Here is a 20593-nt window from a genome sequence, read left to right as displayed (position 1 = left end):
GTTTACAGGGCATTCTATACGTCATGAATTGTCGTATTACGACGATTCAAGACATTGCATCGAATCAGGACACCCCGCTCATGAAACGCGTTATTGCTCTACTTGCCGTGCCCGGCGTTCAGTTACTGGACGTTTCCGGCCCGCTGGATGTCTTTGCCGAGGCCAACCGGATCCTGCATCGCGAGGTGTATGAGTTTGCCGTTATTGCACTGGAAGAGATGACGGTGAGCGCGTCGTCCGGCGTGAAACTGGTGGCGAACACGCAACTGGCGGAAACCACGGAACTACAGCCGGATACGTTTTTGCTGGCCGGTGCGCCGGAAGTCTGGCAACAGACGCTGAACGATGAGCAAATCGCGCATATCCGCAGACTTTGTGACAGTAGCCGCCGCTACGGCTCCGTCTGTACCGGTGCGTTTCTATTAGCGCAAACGGGGCTGCTGGCCCAGCGTAAAATCACCACCCATTGGGCCATGACGTCCCGTTTTATGGCGACGTTCTCAGACGTTGAGGTCGATGCCGAGGCGTTGTATGTGGCGGACGGCCCAGTCAGAACGGCGGCAGGGGTGACCTCGGGTATGGATTTAGCCATTCGATTGGTGGAAGAAGATCTGGGGCGCGAGGTGGCGCAGGAGATAGCCTGTAATCTGGTGATGTTTTTCCGCCGCCCGGTGAATCAGGGACATTTTATACGCCACAGCGCGGTCTCTACGACCGGCCGCAATGCCTTTCAGGACTTGCAGCGCTGGGCGCTTGCTAACCTGTCGACGGTGTTGAGCCTGCAGGATATGGCTGACCATATTGGTCTTAGCGCTCGCCATCTGGGCAGGCTGTTTCGTCAGGAGATGAATATGGCCGCTGGAGAGTGGCTGGAGGCTGGGCGAATTGACCGGGCTAAAATGCTGCTGGAAAGCGGCACGCTACCGCTGAAAACCATCGCCAGTGAGTGTGGGTACTCCAGCAGCGACGTGCTGCGCAGGGCGTTTATTAAGCGCGTCGGTATCACGCCGTCGATGTACCGACGGCTGAATGTGGCCCGACCATGGGCACAATTGCCGGAGTGAGCAGCGAACGTAACCGCTTTATGACGCCGCTTATGGCAGGTTGTTCTCGCGTAGCCGAAAATTATCATCCAGACTTAAGCCAAAGACGTAGTCTGTACAGGCATTGTGCTTTACACTGCGCGCTGCAAAAATTGAGTCAACAAACGATTAAAGTAGGCGGTAAGGTCGATGAACGGAACAATCACAACCTGGTTTAAAGATAAAGGTTTTGGGTTTATCAAAGATGAAAACGGCGATAACCGCTATTTTCATGTGATTAAGGTTGCCAACCCCGATCTGATTAAAAAAGATGCCGCGGTGACCTTCGAACCCACGACCAACAACAAAGGGCTGTCTGCTTACGCGGTGAAAGTTATCCCGGAAAGCAAACATATCTATATCGCGGGCGAGCGCATCAAGCTCACGTCGATCAAATCCTTCCTGGTGTACAGCGAGGAAGTGCCTGCTGATACCCGTATTGATAAAGAGAATGCGGTGCTGTCCGTGGGGCTTTTGATGAACAGCATCAAGCCGAAATCAGCGGAGAAAGCGGGTGAAATGCGCACACTGAAGAAGCTGGCAATCACCACTTTCCAGGGCACGACGCTCATTTTCTCGGAAGATGAGATTGATATTGAAGCCACGGTAAAAATGCTTAAGGTCTGAGACCTGCTCAACCGCGAAGAATGAGATTAACCCCAGGAGCGATGTATGAATAATGACATTCCACTGAAGTATTATGATATTGCCGAAGAGTACGCTTCAGAATCGGCGAAGCCCGTCGGCGAGAGCGAACTGGATGCGCTGGCGCACTACTTCCAGCTACTGCTGACCCGTTTAATGAATAACGAAGAGATCAGCGAAGAAGCCCAGCAGGAGATGGCGACCGAAGCCGGTATCAGTGCGCAGCGTATTGATGAGATTGCCAACTTCCTCAACGAGTGGGGCAACGAGTAACACGCTACGCCTCTGCGGGGCGTTGCATCCAGCGATCCCAGTCGGGGTTTTCCCCGATGCTCTCGACCAGAAAATCGATAAAACTTCTGACTTTGGGATCCTGGTAATGCCCCGGGTGATACAGGGCGTACAGGCTGTAATCATTTTCTCTCGCACTATATTCCGTCAGTACCGGCACCAGCTCACCCCGGGCAATCGAATCGCCCAGCATATAGGTCGGCAGGCTGACGATTCCCTGGTGATGCAGCGCAGCCTGAAGTAGCCCGAGCGTGCTGTTCACTTCGATGATGCTGTTCACCTTTAGCGCGCTAAAGCTGCCGTTGACGTTCTGATAGCGCCAGTTATCGGAAACGTTAGGATTAATCAGACAGTCGTGCTGCTCAAGATCCTCAAGCCGTTGCGGCACACCGCGCCGTGCGAAATAGTCCCGGCTGGCGCAGTACACCCAGTTAATTTTGCAGATTTTGCGCAGCGCAAAATTGGTAGGCGGGTGTGCGGTAATTCTGAGGGCAATATCAAAATTCTCTTCGTTAAGATTGACGTTCTGGTCGTTTAAATCGACGGAGAGCGTGACGTCCGGGTTGTCCTGACGATAGTCGCTATAAATACGCATCAGATGGCCGACGCCGAAAGCAATAGAGCAGGTGACGCGCAGCTTGCCCTGAGGGTGATGGTTAAAGCTGGCGATATTGGCCAGCGACTCGTCCAGCTCTTCTAATAGGCGCTGGGCGCGGAATAGCAGATATTGCCCCGGCTCGGTCAGAATTAAGGTACGGGTGGTGCGCTTTAACAACACGACACCGAGCTGATCCTCAAGCTGGGCAATACTGCGACTCACGGAAGAGGGGGTCAGATTCAACTTTTGTGCAGCGGCAGAAAAGCTATTGCACTCCACCACTTTGATAAACGTTTTCAGATGATGAAAGATGGAATAGTTATCAATTTTTAATTTTGCGAGTGCCGCATTTTTATTTAATGACATCGCTACCCCTTTTTTTTTAGCTGAACAATAGCCGTAAAAATTTTGAAGTTTGAACACCATCACGGAAATGGTGAACCGCTCACTGACCTGTTCGCTATGCGCAATAAAGTACGCCGCCTGCTGTCACCTTACCCGAACCGGCTCAGAAAGAAAAATAGAATCTTTTTATGGTATAGTTATTTGTTTTTAAAGGACTTTTATTATTCATCTTAAAAATTGAGATGGCTGTCAACTTTTGCGTTAAACGCAAAGGTATTGTTAGTGATTAACACCGTTCAGACCTTTCTTTGTCCCTGCCATATCCCCTAACATTTGTGCTGACAGACACCTCAATCCAGTTTTTTGAGTTTCTATTCTAAATAACACTTATAAATAGGAAGGCATTTAATGGCTGAGATACTCGAAAATAAAGCTAATAATTTATATAAATCCGTACCTTTCACGAAATATGATGTTGGTTGGGTGATTCTCTGCATTGGTATGGCCATTGGTTCAGGCATCGTTTTTATGCCAGTACAGGTGGGTATTAAAGGTATTTGGGTCTTTATCGCTTCGGTGGCAATTTCGTATCCAGCGATTTATATCCTGCAAAGCCTCTATCTGAAGACGCTGTCAGAAACAGATGATTGTCAGGATTACGCCAGCGTCATTACTCAATATCTGGGGAAAAACTGGGGGATGGGTTTAGGTATTGCCTATTTCCTGATGCTGTTGCACGGTATGTTTTCTTACTCGCTGGCCGTGACCTTTGATAGCGCATCCTATATTCAAACCTTTGGCCTGACGAAAGGCCTGCTATCTGATTCTATCTGGTACGGATTGATTATCCTGACGGTCCTGGTTTGTATTGCCTCGCAGGGTGAAAAGCTGCTGTTTAAGGTTTCAGGCCCCATGGTGTGCGTGAAATTTGGCATTATCGTGGTGCTGGGTCTGGTGATGGTGCCGTACTGGAACTTCAGCAATATTAGCGCATTTCCGCCTATATTGACGTTTATGCGTGATGTGTTCCTGACGCTGCCGTTTACATTGTTTTCTATTTTGTTTGTGCAGATATTAAGCCCAATGAATATCGCCTATCGCAAGATAGAAACCGATAAACGTATCGCAACTTACCGGGCGATTCGCGCCAACCGGGTGGCCTATATTATTCTGGCCGTTGCGGTGCTGTTTTTTGCTTTTTCGTTCACCTTTGCCATTAGCCACGAGCAGGCAGTATCGGCTTTTGAACAGAATATTTCGGCGCTTGCCATTGCCGCCCAGGTCATTCCTGGTTCAGTGGTTAAAGTGATGAGCGCGCTGCTCAATATTTTTGCCATCCTCACCGCGTTTCTCGGTATCTACCTCGGTTTTCAGGAGGCGATTAAGGGCATCGTGGTGAACGTTATCACCCGCTTTATGCCTGAAGAGAAGATCAACCAGAAGGTGCTGCACGTGGCAATTAGCATTGGTGTGATCCTCGCGCTGTGGGTCTGGATCTCGACGCGTTTCTCGATCCTGTTCTTTATGCAGCTTGGCAGTCCGCTGTTTGGCCTGGTGTCCTGCCTGATCCCTTGCTATCTGGTTTATAAGGTGAAGGTGCTGCATCAGTTTAAAGGCCCGGGGGTCTGGTTCATCATTTTCTTCGGCATCTTGCTGTGTCTATCGCCCTTCTTTAAGTTCTTTGAGTAACGTTCGGTGGTTACGATGTTTTCGCGACCAGGGAAATTTATGAGGTAATCCATGAGTAATCGATCCACATCCGACTTTAACATCAGCACGCAAATCACCCAGCTTGGCCGGGATGCCAGCAAACAGGCGGGATTTGTGAACGTACCGGTCTATCGCGGCTCGACGGTGATTTTCCCGACGGTGAGTGACCTTGAACATAATCGCGCGGAGTTTAACTACGGCACCATGGGCACGCCGACGATTGCCAGCCTGGAGAATGCGTGGAGCGCGCTGGCAGGTGCTGCGGGTACGGTGCTGTCGCCGTCTGGCCTGGGGGCGATTGCGCTGTCGCTTTTGACTACGCTGAAAGCGGGCGATCACCTGCTGATGCCCGACAGCGTTTACCGGCCAACCCGTAACTTCTGCGCCGGGATGCTGACCAAAATGGGTATTGAAACCACCTATTACGACCCGCTGATTGGTGCGGACATTGAGAGCCTATTCCGGCCCAACACCACCACGCTATTCCTGGAGTCACCGGGGTCACAAAGCTTTGAAATTCAGGATATTCCAGCGATGACCCGGGCGGCGAAAAAACACAATATTGCCACCATCATCGATAACACCTGGGCGACGCCGATTTTCTTCCGCGCCCACGAGCACGGCTGCGATCTGTCGCTGGAGGCGGGGACCAAATATCTCGGTGGCCATTCAGACCTGCTGATGGGCGCGGTGTCGGCTAATGAAAACTGGTGGCCCCAGCTTCGTCAGACCTATGATTTGATGGCGATGCTGCCCGGTGCCGAAGACTGTTTCCTGGCGCTGCGCGGCTTGCGCACCATGCATCTACGCCTGAAAGAGGCGGAAAAACGCGGCCTGGAGATGGCGCACTGGCTGAGCGAACGCCCTGAGGTGATGAGAGTGCTGCACCCGGCGCTGCCGGAATGCCCGGGGCATGAGTTGTGGAAGCGTGATTTTACCGGATCATCCGGGCTGTTCTCTTTCGTGCTTAAGCCGGAATTTACCAAAGCGGGCGTGGCGAACATGCTGGATCATATGGGCATTTTTGGCATGGGGTATTCCTGGGGCGGGTTCGAAAGCCTGATGATTCCGTTTAACTGCGCTGATTATCGTACCGCCACCACCTGGCAGCCGGGTGGCCTGACGCTGCGTATCCAGATTGGCCTCGAAGATATGGATGATCTGAAAACCGATCTGGAAGAAGGTTTTGCGCGATTGCGCGCGGTTCTGTAACCCGATAGCCCATCGTGAACAATAATTCACGATGGCGCTTCACGCATAATGGCGCTAAATGTCGTTTACTTATACGTGAGTCGGAAATTATGAATATTGGATTTATCGGCCTGGGGGCGGTGGTGGAAACCGCCTATCTTCCTGCGCTAGCGCGACTGTCGTTCCCAATCTCTTCGCTTTGGGGATACGATCTGAATCCACAGCGCACGCTGCCGGGCGTCAGCGCCTGTGCGTCACTGGCGGAGCTGCTGGAAAAGCCGCTCGACGTGCTGTTTATCACCACCGTTTCATTGCAGCATCTACCTGCGCTCGAGCAGGCACTGCGTTCTAACATCCCCCGTATCGTGGTGGAAAAACCGGTCGCCGCCACCCTGGCGCAGATTGATAGCCTGCGTCAACTGCTTGCCCATGAAGATAATGCCCAGCGCGTGCTGGCGCTGGACCACTGGATGGCGCGCGATGGCGCGTGGTGTCTGGCGCAGGGGAAAATGGATGAGCGCTGGCAGCCGGAGGATTCAGCGAGCGTGACTGCGCCGCTGGTCACTTCGCTGGACGATATTGCCGGCATCGACGGCTTTCTGCTGGAGCCAAGCGGCTTTAACGCCACCGGGGAGCCTATCGCCCTGAACTTTACCACCGGCGAGCCGGATACCCGTGAATTTCGCCATCCTGACGGCGTGATAGTCGATATCGGCACCCACGTGCTGGCCATGATGCGTGAGACGGTGCGCTATCTCGGCGGTAGCGATGATATTCAACTGGTGGCGGAGCAGGTTAAGGACCGGCTGGGGCGGCCTATCGCGCATGGCGATATCGAAACGGCGGAAGGGGAGGCGCATCTCAAAGGTACGCTAGGCCATATTCCGGTTAACCTGTGGCTGAACAAATACGCTGGGCCGGGCGTAGAGCGCAAAGGGATCCGCATTTATCTGCGCGACGGAAGGATTATCAGCCAGACTCGTGCTCCTGGCGGTGAAAGCGTAGAGTTGATTGATGGCGATAGCGTGATGCGCTGGACGCGGCCGGGCGCCATTTACGCGCACTGCCTCGCGGAGCACATTCTCGGTAAGCGTAGCCTGTTTTTCCGCGCCCCGGACGAAGTGGCGAAACTGACGCAGCGCCGGATGGCGGAAGTGGAGACGCTTTTGCGTATCCAGCAGCAGCTGCGTGGGGAACATTGAGCGGTGAGTCGTGGTAAAATAGCGGCACAAGAACCGAGTTAAGGAGTCGTCATGGAATTCATCTGCCCAACCTGTCAGGCCTCGCTGGAGGTGCAGGGTAACCAGGCCCACTGCGATCGCTGCAAGCAAGATTTTACGCTGGAAGCACGCTGCCCGGAGTGTCTGAAGCCGCTGGAAGTGTTGAAAGCCTGCGGCGCGGTGGACTACTTCTGCCAGAACGGCCACGGATTGATATCGAAAAAACGGGTGGAGTGGGCGCCTGTCGGTGAGTAATGGACGTCTCAGACCGGGCATAAATGCCCGGTCATTCTCAGCGCTTAGTCGGCTTTTTTACGCGCTCGCGTTTTCTTCTGCGCGGTGACCGTGCGGATTTCACTCTCCACCCAGCCGTCTGCCAGACGCGTCGTCAGCATCTCTCCCGCTTTTGCCTGCTTCGTTTGTTTCAGCACTTTGCCATCGCTGGCAGTCGTGACGCTGTAGCCGCGCGCGAGCGTTGCCAGTGGGCTGACGGCTTCCAGATGCGTCACCGCATTGCCAAAGCGTTCACGCTGCTCGCTCAGGCGGGCGCGAATATTCTCGGCCAGACGATATTCCAGTTGCTGAATACGCGACTGGGCGCGATGAATGCGCGGCTGCGGATTCTGCTGATTCAGGCGCTGCATCATGCGCTGCTGGCGTTGATTGGCCTGCTTTATCTGGTTTTCCAGCGCCGTGCTCATGCGTTGGCGAAGACGCTCAAGCGTCGTTTGCTGGCGTGCCAGCCGTAGCTGCGGGTGCTGCTGCTGTAGGCGATGGAAAAGCTGTGTGAAACGACGGCTGCGATTAGCCAGATAGTAGTCCATTGCCATCCCGAGCCGCTGCTGGGCGGATTGGATCTGGCGGACTAACTCTTGTTGATTACGGCTGACCATTTCTGCTGCGGCGGACGGCGTTGGCGCGCGCAGGTCGCCGACGAAATCGGCAATAGTGACGTCGGTTTCATGGCCGACGGCGCTCACGACTGGAATGCGGCTGGCAAAAATAGCCCGCGCCACGCGCTCATCATTAAAGCTCCACAAATCTTCCAGCGAACCGCCACCGCGACCGACGATCAGCACGTCGCACTCGCCGCGGGCGTTGGCCAGCTCAATAGCGCGAACGATTTGCCCCGGCGCATCTTCGCCCTGCACGGCGGTCGGGTAAATCACCACCGGCAGCGACGGATCGCGGCGTTTCAGGACGTGCAGAATATCGTGCAGCGCCGCCCCGGTTTTCGAGGTGATGACCCCAACACAGTGCGCCGGAGAGGGGAGCGGTTGCTTAAATTGCTGGTCGAAGAGGCCTTCGGCCTGGAGCTTCGCTTTCAGTTGCTCATACTTCTGCTGCAACAACCCTTCGCCCGCTGGCTGCATGCTTTCAACGATGATTTGATAATCGCCGCGCGGCTCGTACAGCGTAATATTGGCGCGGACTAACACCTGCTGCCCATGCTGCGGACGGAACGTCACGCGGCGGTTGCTGTTGCGGAACATCGCGCAGCGCACCTGGGCGTTATCGTCTTTTAAGGTGAAGTACCAGTGGCCGGAAGCGGGCTGGGTGAAGTTTGAAATCTCGCCGCTAATCCACACCTGGCCCATCTCCTGCTCAAGCAGTAGACGCACCGTCTGGTTAAGGCGGCTAACGGTAAAAATTGAGGGGCTTTGTGAGGATAACATGTGAGCGGGATCAAATTCTAAATCAGCAGGTTATTCAGTCGATAGTAACCTGCTAACAGGTGAGTGCAAGCATTTTGTGCAAAAAAGTGTGGATGCAATCGCTTACGCTCTGTATAATGCCGCGGCAATATTTAATAACCTCCCAGGTGAGATATTGCCCATGCTACGTATCGCAAAAGAAGCCCTGACGTTTGACGACGTTCTCCTCGTTCCCGCTCATTCTACCGTTCTGCCGAACACTGCTGACCTCAGCACCCAGCTGACCAAAACAATTCGCCTGAACATTCCTATGCTCTCTGCGGCAATGGACACCGTGACTGAAGCGCGCCTGGCAATTGCCCTGGCACAGGAAGGCGGCATTGGTTTTATCCACAAAAACATGTCCATCGAGCGCCAGGCGGAAGAAGTTCGCCGCGTGAAGAAACACGAATCTGGCGTGGTTACCGACCCGCAGACCGTCCTGCCAACCACTACGCTTGCTGAAGTGAAAGAGCTGACCGAGCGTAACGGCTTTGCAGGCTATCCGGTTGTGACCGAAGACAACGAACTGGTCGGTATCATTACCGGTCGTGACGTACGCTTCGTGACCGACCTGAGCCAGCCGGTGAGCGTCTACATGACACCGAAGGATCGTCTGGTTACCGTTCGCGAAGGCGAATCGCGTGAAGTGGTCTTCGCTAAGATGCACGAACGCCGTGTAGAGAAAGCGCTGGTGGTTGACGATAGCTTCCACCTGCTGGGCATGATCACCGTTAAAGACTTCAAAAAAGCAGAACGTAAACCAAACGCCTGTAAAGACGAGAAAGGTCGTCTGCGCGTAGGCGCAGCGGTTGGTGCGGGTGCGGGCAACGAAGACCGCGTTGATGCGCTGGTTGCCGCGGGCGTTGACGTCCTGCTGATCGACTCCTCCCACGGCCACTCTGAAGGCGTTCTGCAGCGTATTCGTGAAACGCGTGCAAAATACCCAGACCTGCAGATCATCGGCGGCAACGTTGCAACCGGTGCGGGCGCTCGTGCGCTGGCAGACGCTGGCTGCAGCGCGGTTAAAGTCGGTATCGGCCCTGGCTCCATCTGTACTACCCGTATCGTCACCGGCGTAGGTGTACCGCAGATCACCGCCGTTTCCGACGCGGTTGAAGCGCTGGAAGGTACCGGTATTCCGGTTATCGCCGACGGTGGTATCCGTTTCTCCGGCGATATCGCTAAAGCTATCGCAGCAGGCGCTGCTGCCGTGATGGTCGGCTCCATGCTGGCAGGTACCGAAGAATCCCCGGGTGAAATCGAACTCTACCAGGGCCGTTCTTACAAATCTTACCGTGGTATGGGCTCCCTGGGCGCGATGTCCAAAGGCTCTTCCGACCGTTACTTCCAGAGCGATAACGCTGCCGACAAACTGGTACCAGAAGGTATCGAAGGTCGCGTAGCCTATAAAGGTCGCCTGAAAGAGATCATTCACCAGCAGATGGGCGGCCTGCGTTCCTGTATGGGTCTGACCGGCTGTGGTACCATCGACCTGCTGCGTACGAAGGCTGAATTCGTGCGTATCAGCGGTGCGGGTATCCAGGAAAGCCACGTTCACGACGTGACCATCACCAAAGAGTCCCCGAACTACCGTATGGGCTCCTGATAAGTTTCCGCGCCCGGTTTTCACCGGGCGCTTTGTTATTGTTTCACTTGCCTCGGAATTAACGTCAAATGACAGACAATATTCATAAACATCGCATTCTCATCCTTGATTTCGGTTCCCAGTACACCCAGCTGGTTGCACGTCGCGTACGTGAACTGGGCGTCTATTGCGAGCTGTGGGCATGGGATGTTACTGAAGCGCAAATCCGTGAGTTCAATCCGAGCGGTATCATCCTCTCCGGCGGCCCGGAAAGCACCACCGAAGCAAACAGCCCACGTGCGCCAGAGTACGTGTTCAACGCAGGCGTGCCGGTATTCGGCGTATGCTACGGCATGCAGACCATGGCAATGCAGCTGGGCGGCCACGTTGAAAGCTCCACCGAGCGTGAGTTCGGCTATGCACAGGTTGAAGTACAGACCGACAGCGCGCTGATCCGCGGCATCGAAGACTCCCTGACCGCTGAAGGCAAACCGCTGCTGGACGTGTGGATGAGCCACGGCGACAAAGTTACCGCCATCCCGGAAGGTTTCGTCACCGTTGCCAGCACCGAGACTTGCCCGTTCGCCATTATGGCGCACGAAGAAAAACGCTTCTACGGCGTGCAGTTCCACCCGGAAGTGACCCACACCCGTCAGGGCCTGCGTATGCTGGAGCGTTTTGTACGCGACATCTGCCAGTGTGAAGCGCTGTGGACCCCAGAGAAAATCATCGACGACGCTGTTGCCCGCATCCGCGAGCAGGTTGGCAACGATAAAGTGATCCTCGGCCTGTCCGGCGGCGTGGACTCCTCCGTGACCGCGATGCTGCTGCACCGCGCCATCGGTAAAAACCTGACCTGCGTGTTCGTCGACAACGGTCTGCTGCGTCTGAATGAAGCCCAGCAGGTGATGGACATGTTCGGTGATCACTTCGGTCTGAACATTGTTCACGTCGAAGGCGAGCAGCGCTTCCTCGACGCGCTGAAAGGCGAAAACGACCCAGAAGCCAAACGTAAGATCATCGGTCGCGTGTTCGTTGAAGTGTTCGACGAAGAAGCGCTGAAGCTGGAAGACGTGAAGTGGCTGGCGCAGGGCACTATCTATCCTGACGTTATCGAATCTGCGGCCTCCGCAACCGGTAAAGCGCACGTCATCAAATCTCACCACAACGTGGGTGGCCTGCCGAAAGAGATGAAGATGGGTCTGGTTGAACCGCTGCGTGAGCTGTTCAAAGACGAAGTGCGTAAAATTGGCCTGGAACTGGGTCTGCCGTACGACATGCTGTTCCGTCACCCGTTCCCAGGCCCAGGCCTCGGCGTTCGCGTGCTGGGCGAAGTGAAGAAAGAGTACTGCGACCTGCTGCGTCGTGCGGACGCTATCTTTATCGAAGAGCTGCACAAAGCCGACCTGTACAACAAAGTGAGCCAGGCGTTCACCGTGTTCCTGCCGGTACGTTCCGTCGGCGTGATGGGCGATGGCCGTAAGTACGACTGGGTTGTCTCCCTGCGTGCTGTGGAAACCATCGACTTTATGACCGCACACTGGGCGCACCTGCCGTACGATTTCCTCGGCCGCGTATCCAACCGCATCATCAACGAAGTCAACGGTATCTCCCGCGTGGTGTATGACATCAGCGGTAAGCCACCGGCTACGATTGAGTGGGAGTGAGGCTATTATTTAACCTATTGTTTTATTTGATTTAGTGAGTGCCATTGATGATATTGACTGCATTATCAATGGCATTTTTCATGGTATAAGGCCGACGCTGAATCGAAGATATAGCAAATACCATGTGGCCGTATAAGCAAATGCCATGGTATCGACAACCGGGTGCATTGCAGCGCTGTGCTGATGTCATCGATGCCCGCTTTTGGTCAGAACCGCTCTCTCGACCCAAGCCTCCAGATCGTTAAATATGCGCCAGAGGAGCACCTCGTGATCGAAATTGTGAACAAGGCAGCCGCCGCTCGGAATCGAAGTATCCATATGGGTGAATAAAGTTTGCGGAAAACACGCTGAGAAAATAGAAAAGTGTCAATGAAGGGACATAGCAATGGCGATTAACGGAGAGGACGGTGTTAGTGCAGTCACAGTGGATGAATTACTCCAGCAAGGCCTTCGGATACCGAACTATCAGCGCCCATACAGTTGGGAAGTATCGACCGCTCTACAACTGGTGGATGATATCAGCGAAGCTCTTCGAGATACCGAACGAACAGATATTCCCTATGTTTTGGGTGCAATCATTCTTCACGATGATGGTGAGTATCTCAATGTAGTCGACGGACAGCAACGTCTGCTGACTTTGCGAATGATTCTTGCGGCCTTAGATCCGATAAATCATCAGATTTCGATGTCTGGTAACAGCGGAACCCCTGTCTCCCTGGTTTGGATAGAGCTTCAAAGGCGCCTGCCGCAGTTGGAAGATAAAAAAGAATTTTTGGATTTTATCTGTCACAAATGTCAGTTGGTGCGTATTGTGACGGACGATATTGATGAGGCATTTCGTGTCTTTGATTCCCAGAACTATCGCGGTAAACCGCTTGCCCCTCATGACTTGCTCAAAGCACACCACCTGCGCGAAATGCACGATGAGTCCGCTGCTATGAAAGTGGCTGTCGTTGAGGCTTGGGAAGCCGTAAATGATGAGGATCTGGACAGGCTTTTTTCTACTTTTTTATACCGGATATCCAGGTGGTCACGAGGAGAAAGCTCGCTCGAATTTACTATTAGGGACATCGATATATTCAAGGGAATTTCATCACGATCCCACAGATCATTTTCGCCAAATCTGCGATATCACCTTGCAGCACAAGCCGCTATGCCACTTCTAAGTGCATGGGCGGTGTCCTCTACACATGACGCACGAAATGCCGGGCGCAGCCGCTTTCAGCTTGATGCCCCGATAATCGCTGGGCGTTCATTTTTCGAGATGGTGACATTCATGCTTGACGAATTGAAGATACTGGAAAAAGAGGTTATCGACAGAGGTTTCAAAAACTTTGGCCCATCTCAAAGTCGCTACCGTTACGTGTACGAATTGTTCATTGCCGCGCTGCTTTGCTATACAAACAAGTTTGGCGATGAAGATGTGGATGAAGTGCGAAATAGGTTATTTGCATGGGCATATGCCTTGCGGGTCGAGTTACTTCGTGTGCAATTTGTTTCTGCTGACAACCGAGCGCGAGGTAAAAACGATGCAAATAAATCACCTTTTGTTTTGCTACGCAACGCGATGACTGGAAGTGTTGTCCACAAACTTCCAATAGCAAGTCAGCCATACAGCGATAACCACGAAAAGGAACTCGTTGCTTTTATCAAGGGGCTGCAATGAGCAAGAAGGAGTTGAAACCCGAACTGCTAACAGTAGGCAAGCTATTCACGGACAATTATCTGATTCCTATTTATCAACGGAACTATGCTTGGCGAGCCGAACAGATTGAGCAACTTATCAGCGATATTCAAGACTCGGTGGTTGGGGGCCAGGACGACTATTTTCTTGGGAACCTTGTTGTAATCAAGCGGGGTAGAGAGGACGAGTTCGAGGTCATAGATGGACAACAACGACTTACAACCCTCTATCTGCTTCTGACCTTCCTGGAGCTAAACGGTGAGGGTGAGAAGCCGTCGGTTGGCCATGCAGGCCACTTGCAATATGAGTCGCGCGCACGGGCAACGGAAGCCCTGCGGCGAGTAGCACAGGAGGCGGCTAAGGAGCACGTCCGACCGCAGGGCTACACGAGTAATGCAGATGCTGGCATCCATGAGGGCTACAGCATCATCAATCAGTTCTTCAAACAAAATGAAACCCTTAATCGCTCACGCGAAAAATTCTCCGATTTCTTGCTAACGAAGGTGACTGTCGTCCGTGTCTCGCTACCACCCAATACCGACCTCAATCGCTACTTCGAGATCATGAACACTCGTGGGCAGCAACTCAAGCAGGTTGATATTGTTAAGGCTCGCCTGATGAGCAAGTTGCCCAATCAATATGAGCGCGAATGCTTCGCGTGGGTTTGGGATGCCTGTGCTGACATGGATTCTTATGTCCAGATGTCTCTGACCCGTGGTGACACCAGTTTACGAAACAAAGTATTTGGCGATGAATGGTCCTGGCTGGAGGTGACCAGCTTCGCGTCGCTAATGGAAAGTCGTCCGCAATCCGGCACCAATTCATCAAGGCAATCCTCCGAAGGGGTATCGTTGTCCTTGGATGAGGCGTTGTCAAAATACGCTAAAGAGATCAAGTCAAATTCCACTGAAGACGAGGGCAACGAGCGGTTTCGTTCGACTATTGAGTTTCCGGCCTTTCTGCTACACGTTCTAAGAATTATGAAAGGCGATGAGGTCGAAGACGAAGGCCAGCTTGACGACAAGCGCCTCATCAAGTCATTTGACGATGCCGTAAATAATGTACCCGATGCTAAAGCCGATTGGGTGCGTAGCTTTGCATTCATGCTTCTCAAGTGCCGCAACCTCTTCGATGGCTTCATCTTGAAGCGCCAATTCACGGCGAACATTGGTGACGATGGTGATTGGTCTCTCCAGCGATTGAAGAAAAGCGGCGCGGACAAGAAGCTAACCCCGACGTACATCCATGTTTTCTCGGCCAGCAATGGAAACTTAGAGGAGGACGGCGGTGCTGACCCACATACCCGAGATGTATTGCTGCTCCAGTCCATGCTTCGGATTACCTACACTTCTCCGCGAACGATGCACTGGATTACCAAAGTGCTTCGCTGGCTATCCGTTAAAGCCCCTCAAGACGCGAAACATGCGGATCTTGCCGATTTGTTGAAGGGGTATGCCCGCAGCAAGGTTAAAGAGACATTCCCCTTTGAGGAAGATCAGCAACCACAGGGGTTTGGTATTAGCCGTATCGTCTTTTCGTATCTCGACTATCTTCTGTTGAGCGATTCCTCAAAACGAGATTTCAAATTTCAGTTCAGAACTTCCATTGAGCACTTTTATCCACAGCATCCGGACAAAGAACAGTCGGGTGCGGTTGTTTCAGGTTCTAGCCTTAACCTGCTTGGTAACCTCGCGCTCGTAAGCGTCAGCGCGAACTCAAAATTCAGCAATAGCCTTCCCAAAGCGAAGGCCGAAAACTTCAAGGATACGATTGAACTTCAAAGTCCCAAGCTCAAGAGAATGGCGGAAATCACTCGAAATACAAGCTGGGACGATCAGCAGATAACAGCACATCATGAAGAGATGGTAACGTTGCTTCGTGATGATGTAAGTCTGGTGGAGGCAAGCGGAAGATCCTACCCGGGGCGTTGACTTCTTTGAATAACCGCTTTTGGACGAATGTCTCTTGTGGAGTGCAAGTTGTCAGTCTAAAAGCGTTTTGCGTCGGGCGACACGATCAGTACAGCTCCCAGGTTTTCTTACCATGATATTTTGTGTGGTATTGACATGCAAAGATAATGCTATTTTTTTTGATTTTATAGTGTTTTAAGGCTGCATTGATCATCGAGTGGGAATAAGCCGATAACTCTTCCTGAGTTTTCATGAGCAGCTAAGAATGCAATCAACCCTCTGCTTTTACAGAGGGTTTTTATTTATGGCTAATTATGAAATTGCTATGTGGCACATCAGCGCCAGTTCCTCACAGTAAATCTGTATTTTTCTCAAGAACATTCGTAAATACCTGTAGTGGAACAGGTTTGTGATAGTAGAACCCCTGCAGCTTGGTGACGTTGCGAGAGATTAGGTATTCAACTTGCTCTTTAGTCTCAACGCCTTCTGCCACGACATCCATTTTTAATGTGGATGCCATATCAATAATAATATCGACTAAGGAAGCAGAGACCGACTCAGTGCCAATATTATTAATATATGCACGGTCAATTTTTATGATATCAACATTGAAATTCTGTAAATAATTAAATGAGGAGTGTCCGGTTCCAAAATCATCAATCGCAATTTTAACGCCCATTTCTGTCAACTGCCTTAACATTTCAATACTCACCGGGGTTTGCTCAATTAACTCGCGTTCAGTGATTTCCAGGCACAATACAAGGTTGTTTTTTGGGAAATTCCCAAGGAAGCGACGGCATTCTTCAACCAGACTCATGTCCTGAAAATGGACCTTACTAATATTGATGCTGAGAATAAATCCTTTCGGTATTATCGCTTCATGCTGGATAAAAAAATCCTGTAATTTTGGCATCATTGATGTGGTCATTGAGGCGATTAACCCACATTTTTCTGCCGCAGGGATAAACTTGTCAGGACTAATAATTTCGCCTGAGGTTTTTTGCCAGCGAATTAACACCTCAGCACCACAAAGCTTTTCATCTTTATTAACGATACCTTGTAACCAAGGGGTGAACTCATTGTTTTTTAACGCTGCATTAAGTATCTTTTCTTTTTTTCCTGGTGATGCAAGAATTTGATGGATAAACACTGAGAGTATAAAACATGCTAATGTGATAATAACTATTATCAGTTTGTACTCTGACCATAAGCGTAGCAATATATGCATAGGCTTCATACCAACAATGATCGTTATTGGAAGTAAGGAGCCCTGGACAGTAGAAGAGAAATCAAGCATTGGTATTGCTGAATGATGTACATGCCCGCTGTTTTCGATCCACGCATCGCCAACTTGTAAGTATGAAACCAGTTTTGTATTGCTGTTATTGACTTCAAGCATATTTTGCAAGTAACGACCATCAATAACACTGACAATTCCCAGGTCATTTTCATCCATTCGTGTGGCAAACAGAGGAATTCCTTTGGTTAAATATTCATCTGTAAATAAAAGGATATGATTGCGGTGGAAATTTTCTGCCGAACGAATCGGCATACCAACCGCCTCTGGTACCGAAGAACAAAAAATTTTACCGTTCTTAAAAAAACTTGCGTTGCGTAAATAGAGCTGTTCAGCCACTATATTTTGTATTTTTTCGTTAACGCGAGAATTACATTTCTTCGTTAGATCGTCTTTGATAAGTTGATGAGTCATTCCAGAATGATTAAGAATGACTTCTGCTTTGGTCATTAATTGATTAGCTGAATCCTGGGTGATTTCATTTATTGATTCTTCAAGTTGCATCTTCAATAGCAAGAAGCAAGAGCTTAAAATCATGAAGAAAACCAATGCAGAGATAAGTAATCGAATATGAGGTTTACTTACCATTGGTTTTGTTAATGGGTTGTTCATTGATGTGATTCCATTCTGTGAAATATGTAATTCCTATTTGGGAACATTATAAAAAGTGTAAATGTTGCTTTTCGTGATGTTGTCTTTTTCATAGGAACTACTTTAGTGCGCACACGTATTAACGAGGTTTGGTATCACGCGAGGCGGCACAAATGGATCACTTCTTAAGTGCTCACCTCAGAATTTTCATTTCCCTGGACATCCTTAATACCTGTGAATTTGAGCACATCAGCGGGTTGCGTCTCGAAGAGTGGAGCGATAGCTAGCCACGTAGCCGTCTGAACATCAGGCTAGGCTCCTTCCCCGGCACATCATCAATTTCCCGTACCAGCGTCATTCCGCATTTCAGCAGCACCTTCTGCGAGGCAAGATGGTTCTTGCGCACGATGCCTACCACCTCCTCAAAATTCAGCACGTTGAACGCATAATCAATCGCTGTCAGTGATAACTCCGTGGCCAACCCTTTACCCCAGGCCTCTGGCGCAAAGCGATACCCCAGGTTGTTTACCGTGCAGTCGGGATATTCCACGATACGCAGCCCGCCAAAACCAATCACCCGCTGCGGGTTTTCCCGCAGGCTGATGGCCCAGTTACCAAAACCATAAACGTTGAGATGCTCGAGCCAGCCCGCCAGCACCCGGCAAGAGTGTGCGAGATCCGCATGCGGGCCTGCTGGGTTAAAAGTGTTGGTCGCAGGGTCACCGTAAATGCGATAAAGATCGTCGAGATCGTCTGCTGTCGCTGGACGCAGGGTGAGATGTTCGGATTGCAGGTGCATGGGTTTATCCTTGTCGAAAAGGTTGTTCATCGTGCGTTTTTATTGTGCGACTAGCCTGGCACAGCGCAATCGACACCGCCAGCCCGGCGACGATCAGCGCCAGCGCAGCGGAGAGCATCAGGCTGCCATTGATCCCCAGACGATGATTCAGCCACGCGTAGGCAAACGGTGAGGCAGCGGCGAGCACCTGCGCCGGAATCAACAACACGCCGGTGCGACGGGCGTAATCTTCGGTGGCGAATAGCTGAAGTGGCAGAGTCGCTTTGAAAACGGTGGTTAAGCCATTGATCGCGCCATAGCCCAGGACAAAACCCCCGGCGGCCCAGGCGATATGTGTGCTGCTCATGCCGAGGGCGAAGCAAAGCGGAATAAAAAAGGTGGTGAGCAGGGTGAGTTTTATCGGCGTGAGCGCTGAACCCGAGGCAACTTCGAGAAAGCGCGCGCCGGTCTGCCCGACGCCCCAGAGCATACCGACGGCAACGGGCAGTCCGTGTGCGGCGATGAACTCCGGCAGGTGCGTCGAGGTGCCGTTAGATATAAACGTTACCAGCGCTATCAACGCGGCATACAGCAAACCAGTACGGCGATCGTGCGCAGACGCAGACGCAGCACGGCGAGCAGGAACCGGCGGCAGCTTCTGGTTAGGCAAGCGCATCAGCAGCAGTGCACTCACGATCCCCAGCAGGCCATAAACCAGCAATGCTCCCCGCCAGTCGGTGACCGTCAGCAGCGCCGCACCCAGCGGCCAGAACAGCGCGGAAGCAAGGCCACCGGCAAGCGTCACGCGGGAGATAGTCACGCGTGCGCGCTGTCCGTACAGATTAACCAGCGCGGCGAAAAGCCCGTCGTAGAGCGCTAGCCGCATACCGATGCCGGTTATCATCCAGGCGATGTACCAACCAAAAAGCGAGTGAATTACCGACATCAGCAGGCAGCCTACGGCAATAAGCAACGTTCCACAGACCACCCCACGCTGGCCGCCAAAATGCGCCAGCAGGCGGGCAACCCAGGGGGAGAGCAGCGCCATCATCAGCATCGCTAGCGTCAGGCCCAGGTAGATATGCGCTGATGACCATCCAGTGTCCTGCGCAATCGCGCGGGCAAAAGTGCCCGGCATATAAAACGAAATCCCCCAGTTGATCAGCTGATTGCCTCCGGCAGCGAGGGTGACGGGGAGCGATGCGGCAGGTGTTTTCATTATCTTCTCGTAGGTTATGCAGTTGCTGGCAGCATAACCTGCGCGCTATTGTGCAGGCAGAGCCCTCCATTTATGACCCTGATAAGAGAAACTTTGAATGACGACGCTGAATCTGGGATACCTGGCAACGTTTCGTTTAGTGGTTCAGCGTGGCAGCTTTTCGGCGGCGGCGGACGTGCTGGGGATTTCACAACCCGCCGTCAGCCTGCAGGTGCGTCAGCTTGAGCAGTTTCTGCAAGCGAGGCTTATCGAACGCACCGGACGCGGGGTAAAGGCCACCGCGGCCGGCCTGGCGCTTCTGCTTCACGGTGAACGTATCGAACAAGCGGTCAGTGAGGCAGTGCAGTCGGTGAACGACTGCCAGCAGACCGTAAGCGGCACGATTACGCTTGGCACCGGCGCCACGGCTTGTATCCACCTTTTGCCGCCTTTACTACAGCACCTGCGCGAGCAGCACCCGATGCTCGCGGTGGGGGTAACGACCGGTAATACGCTGGATATTACTCGTGCAGTAGAAGAAAACCGCCTCGATTTAGGGCTGGTCACGCTACCTGCCAGCGGGCGCAGCCTCGATATCATGCCGGTTTTACGTGAAGAATTTGTCGTTATCAGCGCCGAATCACAGGGTGAACTCAACCTGGAAATGTTAAAGACGCTGCCGCTGATTGCATTTGAAGCGGGCAGCGGAACGCGCGATCTGATTGATAGCTGGTTCCAGCAGACTGGGCTTCAGGTGACGCCGGTGATGCAATTGGGCAGCATAGAGGCGATTAAACGTATGGTGACGGCGGGGTTGGGGTACAGCATTATTCCGCGGATGGCGGTGGAGCATCATCGTGACGCGGAAGGGCTACGGGTAGGATCGCTGGCGCCGCCTCTCTATCGTCAGTTAGGTATCGTGATGCGGCAGGATAAAATTTTGAGCAAAGGAATGACGGAAATTATCCGGCTGTTGCAGCAGCACGCTCCCCTCTAAGATAAAAGGGGAGTGTAGATTCAATTGGTCAACGCAACAGTTATGTGAAAACATGGGGTTGCGGAGGTTTTTTGAATGAGACGAACATTTACAGCAGAGGAAAAAGC

16 protein-coding genes and 1 pseudogene are annotated in these 20593 nt (G+C 52.3%); 12 read left to right on the top strand and 5 right to left on the bottom strand.

The window, feature by feature from the left end; translation table 11 throughout:
* The first annotated feature begins 80 nt into the window (after window positions 1-80).
* From FHC49_RS01035 to FHC49_RS01025, 3 genes are all read left to right on the top strand, one after another.
* The gene (locus tag FHC49_RS01035) at window positions 81-1064 is read left to right on the top strand and encodes a GlxA family transcriptional regulator (RefSeq protein WP_220438297.1); all 984 of its coding nucleotides are present in this window, start codon (window positions 81-83) and stop codon (window positions 1062-1064) included.
* A gap of 168 nt (window positions 1065-1232) precedes the next feature.
* Window positions 1233-1709, top strand: coding sequence for a cold-shock protein (locus FHC49_RS01030; protein WP_185668903.1), 477 nt, complete (start codon window positions 1233-1235; stop codon window positions 1707-1709).
* A 45-nt stretch (window positions 1710-1754) separates the two neighbouring features.
* Window positions 1755-2000, top strand: a complete 246-nt coding sequence (locus FHC49_RS01025; protein WP_123650323.1) for a DUF2543 family protein — start codon at window positions 1755-1757, stop codon at window positions 1998-2000.
* A 4-nt stretch (window positions 2001-2004) separates the two neighbouring features.
* Here the strand turns inward: FHC49_RS01025 and FHC49_RS01020 are convergent, their stop codons facing one another.
* Window positions 2005-2982 carry a LysR family transcriptional regulator gene (locus FHC49_RS01020; RefSeq protein WP_185668904.1) on the bottom strand — a complete coding sequence of 326 codons (978 nt, stop codon included), beginning with the start codon at window positions 2980-2982 and terminating at the stop codon, window positions 2005-2007.
* A 387-nt stretch (window positions 2983-3369) separates the two neighbouring features.
* Here FHC49_RS01020 and FHC49_RS01015 point away from each other — a divergent pair, with 387 nt between their 5' ends.
* The 4 genes from FHC49_RS01015 (at window position 3370) to FHC49_RS01000 (ending at window position 7337) form a co-directional block, all read left to right on the top strand.
* Window positions 3370-4650, top strand: a complete 1281-nt coding sequence (locus FHC49_RS01015) for an amino acid permease (protein ID WP_185668905.1) — start codon at window positions 3370-3372, stop codon at window positions 4648-4650.
* A 51-nt stretch (window positions 4651-4701) separates the two neighbouring features.
* Entirely contained in the window at window positions 4702-5883 is a 1182-nt protein-coding gene (gene metC / locus FHC49_RS01010; protein ID WP_220438295.1) for a cystathionine beta-lyase, read from the top strand.
* A gap of 89 nt (window positions 5884-5972) precedes the next feature.
* Entirely contained in the window at window positions 5973-7064 is a 1092-nt protein-coding gene (locus FHC49_RS01005) for a Gfo/Idh/MocA family oxidoreductase (RefSeq protein WP_220438294.1), read from the top strand.
* Window positions 7065-7115: 51 nt separating this feature from the next.
* The gene (locus FHC49_RS01000; protein WP_220438293.1) at window positions 7116-7337 is read left to right on the top strand and encodes a zinc ribbon domain-containing protein; all 222 of its coding nucleotides are present in this window, start codon (window positions 7116-7118) and stop codon (window positions 7335-7337) included.
* Window positions 7338-7381: 44 nt separating this feature from the next.
* On the opposite strand, the gene xseA is transcribed toward FHC49_RS01000, so the two are convergent.
* On the bottom strand, window positions 7382-8758 hold the full coding sequence (gene xseA, locus FHC49_RS00995; RefSeq protein ID WP_220438291.1) for an exodeoxyribonuclease VII large subunit: 1377 nt from the start codon (window positions 8756-8758) through the stop codon (window positions 7382-7384).
* Window positions 8759-8918: 160 nt separating this feature from the next.
* Here xseA and guaB point away from each other — a divergent pair, with 160 nt between their 5' ends.
* The 4 genes from guaB (at window position 8919) to FHC49_RS00975 (ending at window position 15646) form a co-directional block, all read left to right on the top strand.
* Window positions 8919-10385 (top strand): IMP dehydrogenase, encoded by a 1467-nt coding sequence (gene guaB, locus FHC49_RS00990; protein WP_185668910.1) that lies wholly within the window; start codon window positions 8919-8921, stop codon window positions 10383-10385.
* A 68-nt stretch (window positions 10386-10453) separates the two neighbouring features.
* Complete coding sequence (gene guaA / locus FHC49_RS00985) at window positions 10454-12031, top strand: glutamine-hydrolyzing GMP synthase (RefSeq protein WP_185668911.1); 1578 nt, start codon at window positions 10454-10456, stop codon at window positions 12029-12031.
* Window positions 12032-12416: 385 nt separating this feature from the next.
* A complete protein-coding gene (locus tag FHC49_RS00980; protein WP_220438290.1) occupies window positions 12417-13697 on the top strand; it encodes a DUF262 domain-containing protein in 1281 nt (426 codons plus the stop codon).
* Window positions 13694-15646: a DUF262 domain-containing protein gene (locus FHC49_RS00975; RefSeq protein ID WP_185668913.1), complete on the top strand. Its 1953-nt coding sequence runs from the start codon at window positions 13694-13696 to the stop codon at window positions 15644-15646. Before FHC49_RS00980 ends, FHC49_RS00975 begins: the two co-directional genes overlap by 4 nt.
* A 328-nt stretch (window positions 15647-15974) precedes the next feature.
* Here FHC49_RS00975 and FHC49_RS00970 read toward each other — a convergent pair whose 3' ends face one another.
* The 3 genes from FHC49_RS00970 to FHC49_RS00960 all read right to left on the bottom strand — a co-directional run bounded on the left by FHC49_RS00970 (window position 15975) and on the right by FHC49_RS00960 (window position 19510).
* Window positions 15975-17534, bottom strand: a complete 1560-nt coding sequence (locus tag FHC49_RS00970; RefSeq protein WP_220438289.1) for an EAL domain-containing protein — start codon at window positions 17532-17534, stop codon at window positions 15975-15977.
* Between the two features lie 262 nt (window positions 17535-17796).
* The gene (locus FHC49_RS00965) at window positions 17797-18312 is read right to left on the bottom strand and encodes a GNAT family N-acetyltransferase (RefSeq protein WP_220438288.1); all 516 of its coding nucleotides are present in this window, start codon (window positions 18310-18312) and stop codon (window positions 17797-17799) included.
* A 4-nt stretch (window positions 18313-18316) separates the two neighbouring features.
* Window positions 18317-19510 carry an MFS transporter gene (locus tag FHC49_RS00960; RefSeq protein WP_185668916.1) on the bottom strand — a complete coding sequence of 398 codons (1194 nt, stop codon included), beginning with the start codon at window positions 19508-19510 and terminating at the stop codon, window positions 18317-18319.
* A 72-nt stretch (window positions 19511-19582) separates the two neighbouring features.
* Between FHC49_RS00960 and FHC49_RS00955 the strand changes: the two are divergent.
* Window positions 19583-20486, top strand: a pseudogene (locus FHC49_RS00955) (LysR family transcriptional regulator).
* The last annotated feature ends 107 nt before the right edge of the window (window positions 20487-20593 follow it).

Origin of the sequence: Kluyvera sp. EC_51, from assembly GCF_019584505.1 — a bacterium.
Lineage (GTDB): Bacteria > Pseudomonadota > Gammaproteobacteria > Enterobacterales > Enterobacteriaceae > Kluyvera > Kluyvera sichuanensis.
This window is presented reverse-complemented; position numbering and strand designations above follow the sequence as displayed.

Coding starts and splice junctions, on each gene's coding strand:
- FHC49_RS01035 (WP_220438297.1), top strand. CDS start 81: ATGAAACGCGTTATTGCTCTACTTGCCGTGCCCGGCGTTCAGTTACTG.
- FHC49_RS01030 (WP_185668903.1), top strand. CDS start 1,233: ATGAACGGAACAATCACAACCTGGTTTAAAGATAAAGGTTTTGGGTTT.
- FHC49_RS01025 (WP_123650323.1), top strand. CDS start 1,755: ATGAATAATGACATTCCACTGAAGTATTATGATATTGCCGAAGAGTAC.
- FHC49_RS01020 (WP_185668904.1), bottom strand. CDS start 2,982: ATGTCATTAAATAAAAATGCGGCACTCGCAAAATTAAAAATTGATAAC.
- FHC49_RS01015 (WP_185668905.1), top strand. CDS start 3,370: ATGGCTGAGATACTCGAAAATAAAGCTAATAATTTATATAAATCCGTA.
- metC (WP_220438295.1), top strand. CDS start 4,702: ATGAGTAATCGATCCACATCCGACTTTAACATCAGCACGCAAATCACC.
- FHC49_RS01005 (WP_220438294.1), top strand. CDS start 5,973: ATGAATATTGGATTTATCGGCCTGGGGGCGGTGGTGGAAACCGCCTAT.
- FHC49_RS01000 (WP_220438293.1), top strand. CDS start 7,116: ATGGAATTCATCTGCCCAACCTGTCAGGCCTCGCTGGAGGTGCAGGGT.
- xseA (WP_220438291.1), bottom strand. CDS start 8,758: ATGTTATCCTCACAAAGCCCCTCAATTTTTACCGTTAGCCGCCTTAAC.
- guaB (WP_185668910.1), top strand. CDS start 8,919: ATGCTACGTATCGCAAAAGAAGCCCTGACGTTTGACGACGTTCTCCTC.
- guaA (WP_185668911.1), top strand. CDS start 10,454: ATGACAGACAATATTCATAAACATCGCATTCTCATCCTTGATTTCGGT.
- FHC49_RS00980 (WP_220438290.1), top strand. CDS start 12,417: ATGGCGATTAACGGAGAGGACGGTGTTAGTGCAGTCACAGTGGATGAA.
- FHC49_RS00975 (WP_185668913.1), top strand. CDS start 13,694: ATGAGCAAGAAGGAGTTGAAACCCGAACTGCTAACAGTAGGCAAGCTA.
- FHC49_RS00970 (WP_220438289.1), bottom strand. CDS start 17,534: ATGAACAACCCATTAACAAAACCAATGGTAAGTAAACCTCATATTCGA.
- FHC49_RS00965 (WP_220438288.1), bottom strand. CDS start 18,312: ATGCACCTGCAATCCGAACATCTCACCCTGCGTCCAGCGACAGCAGAC.
- FHC49_RS00960 (WP_185668916.1), bottom strand. CDS start 19,510: ATGAAAACACCTGCCGCATCGCTCCCCGTCACCCTCGCTGCCGGAGGC.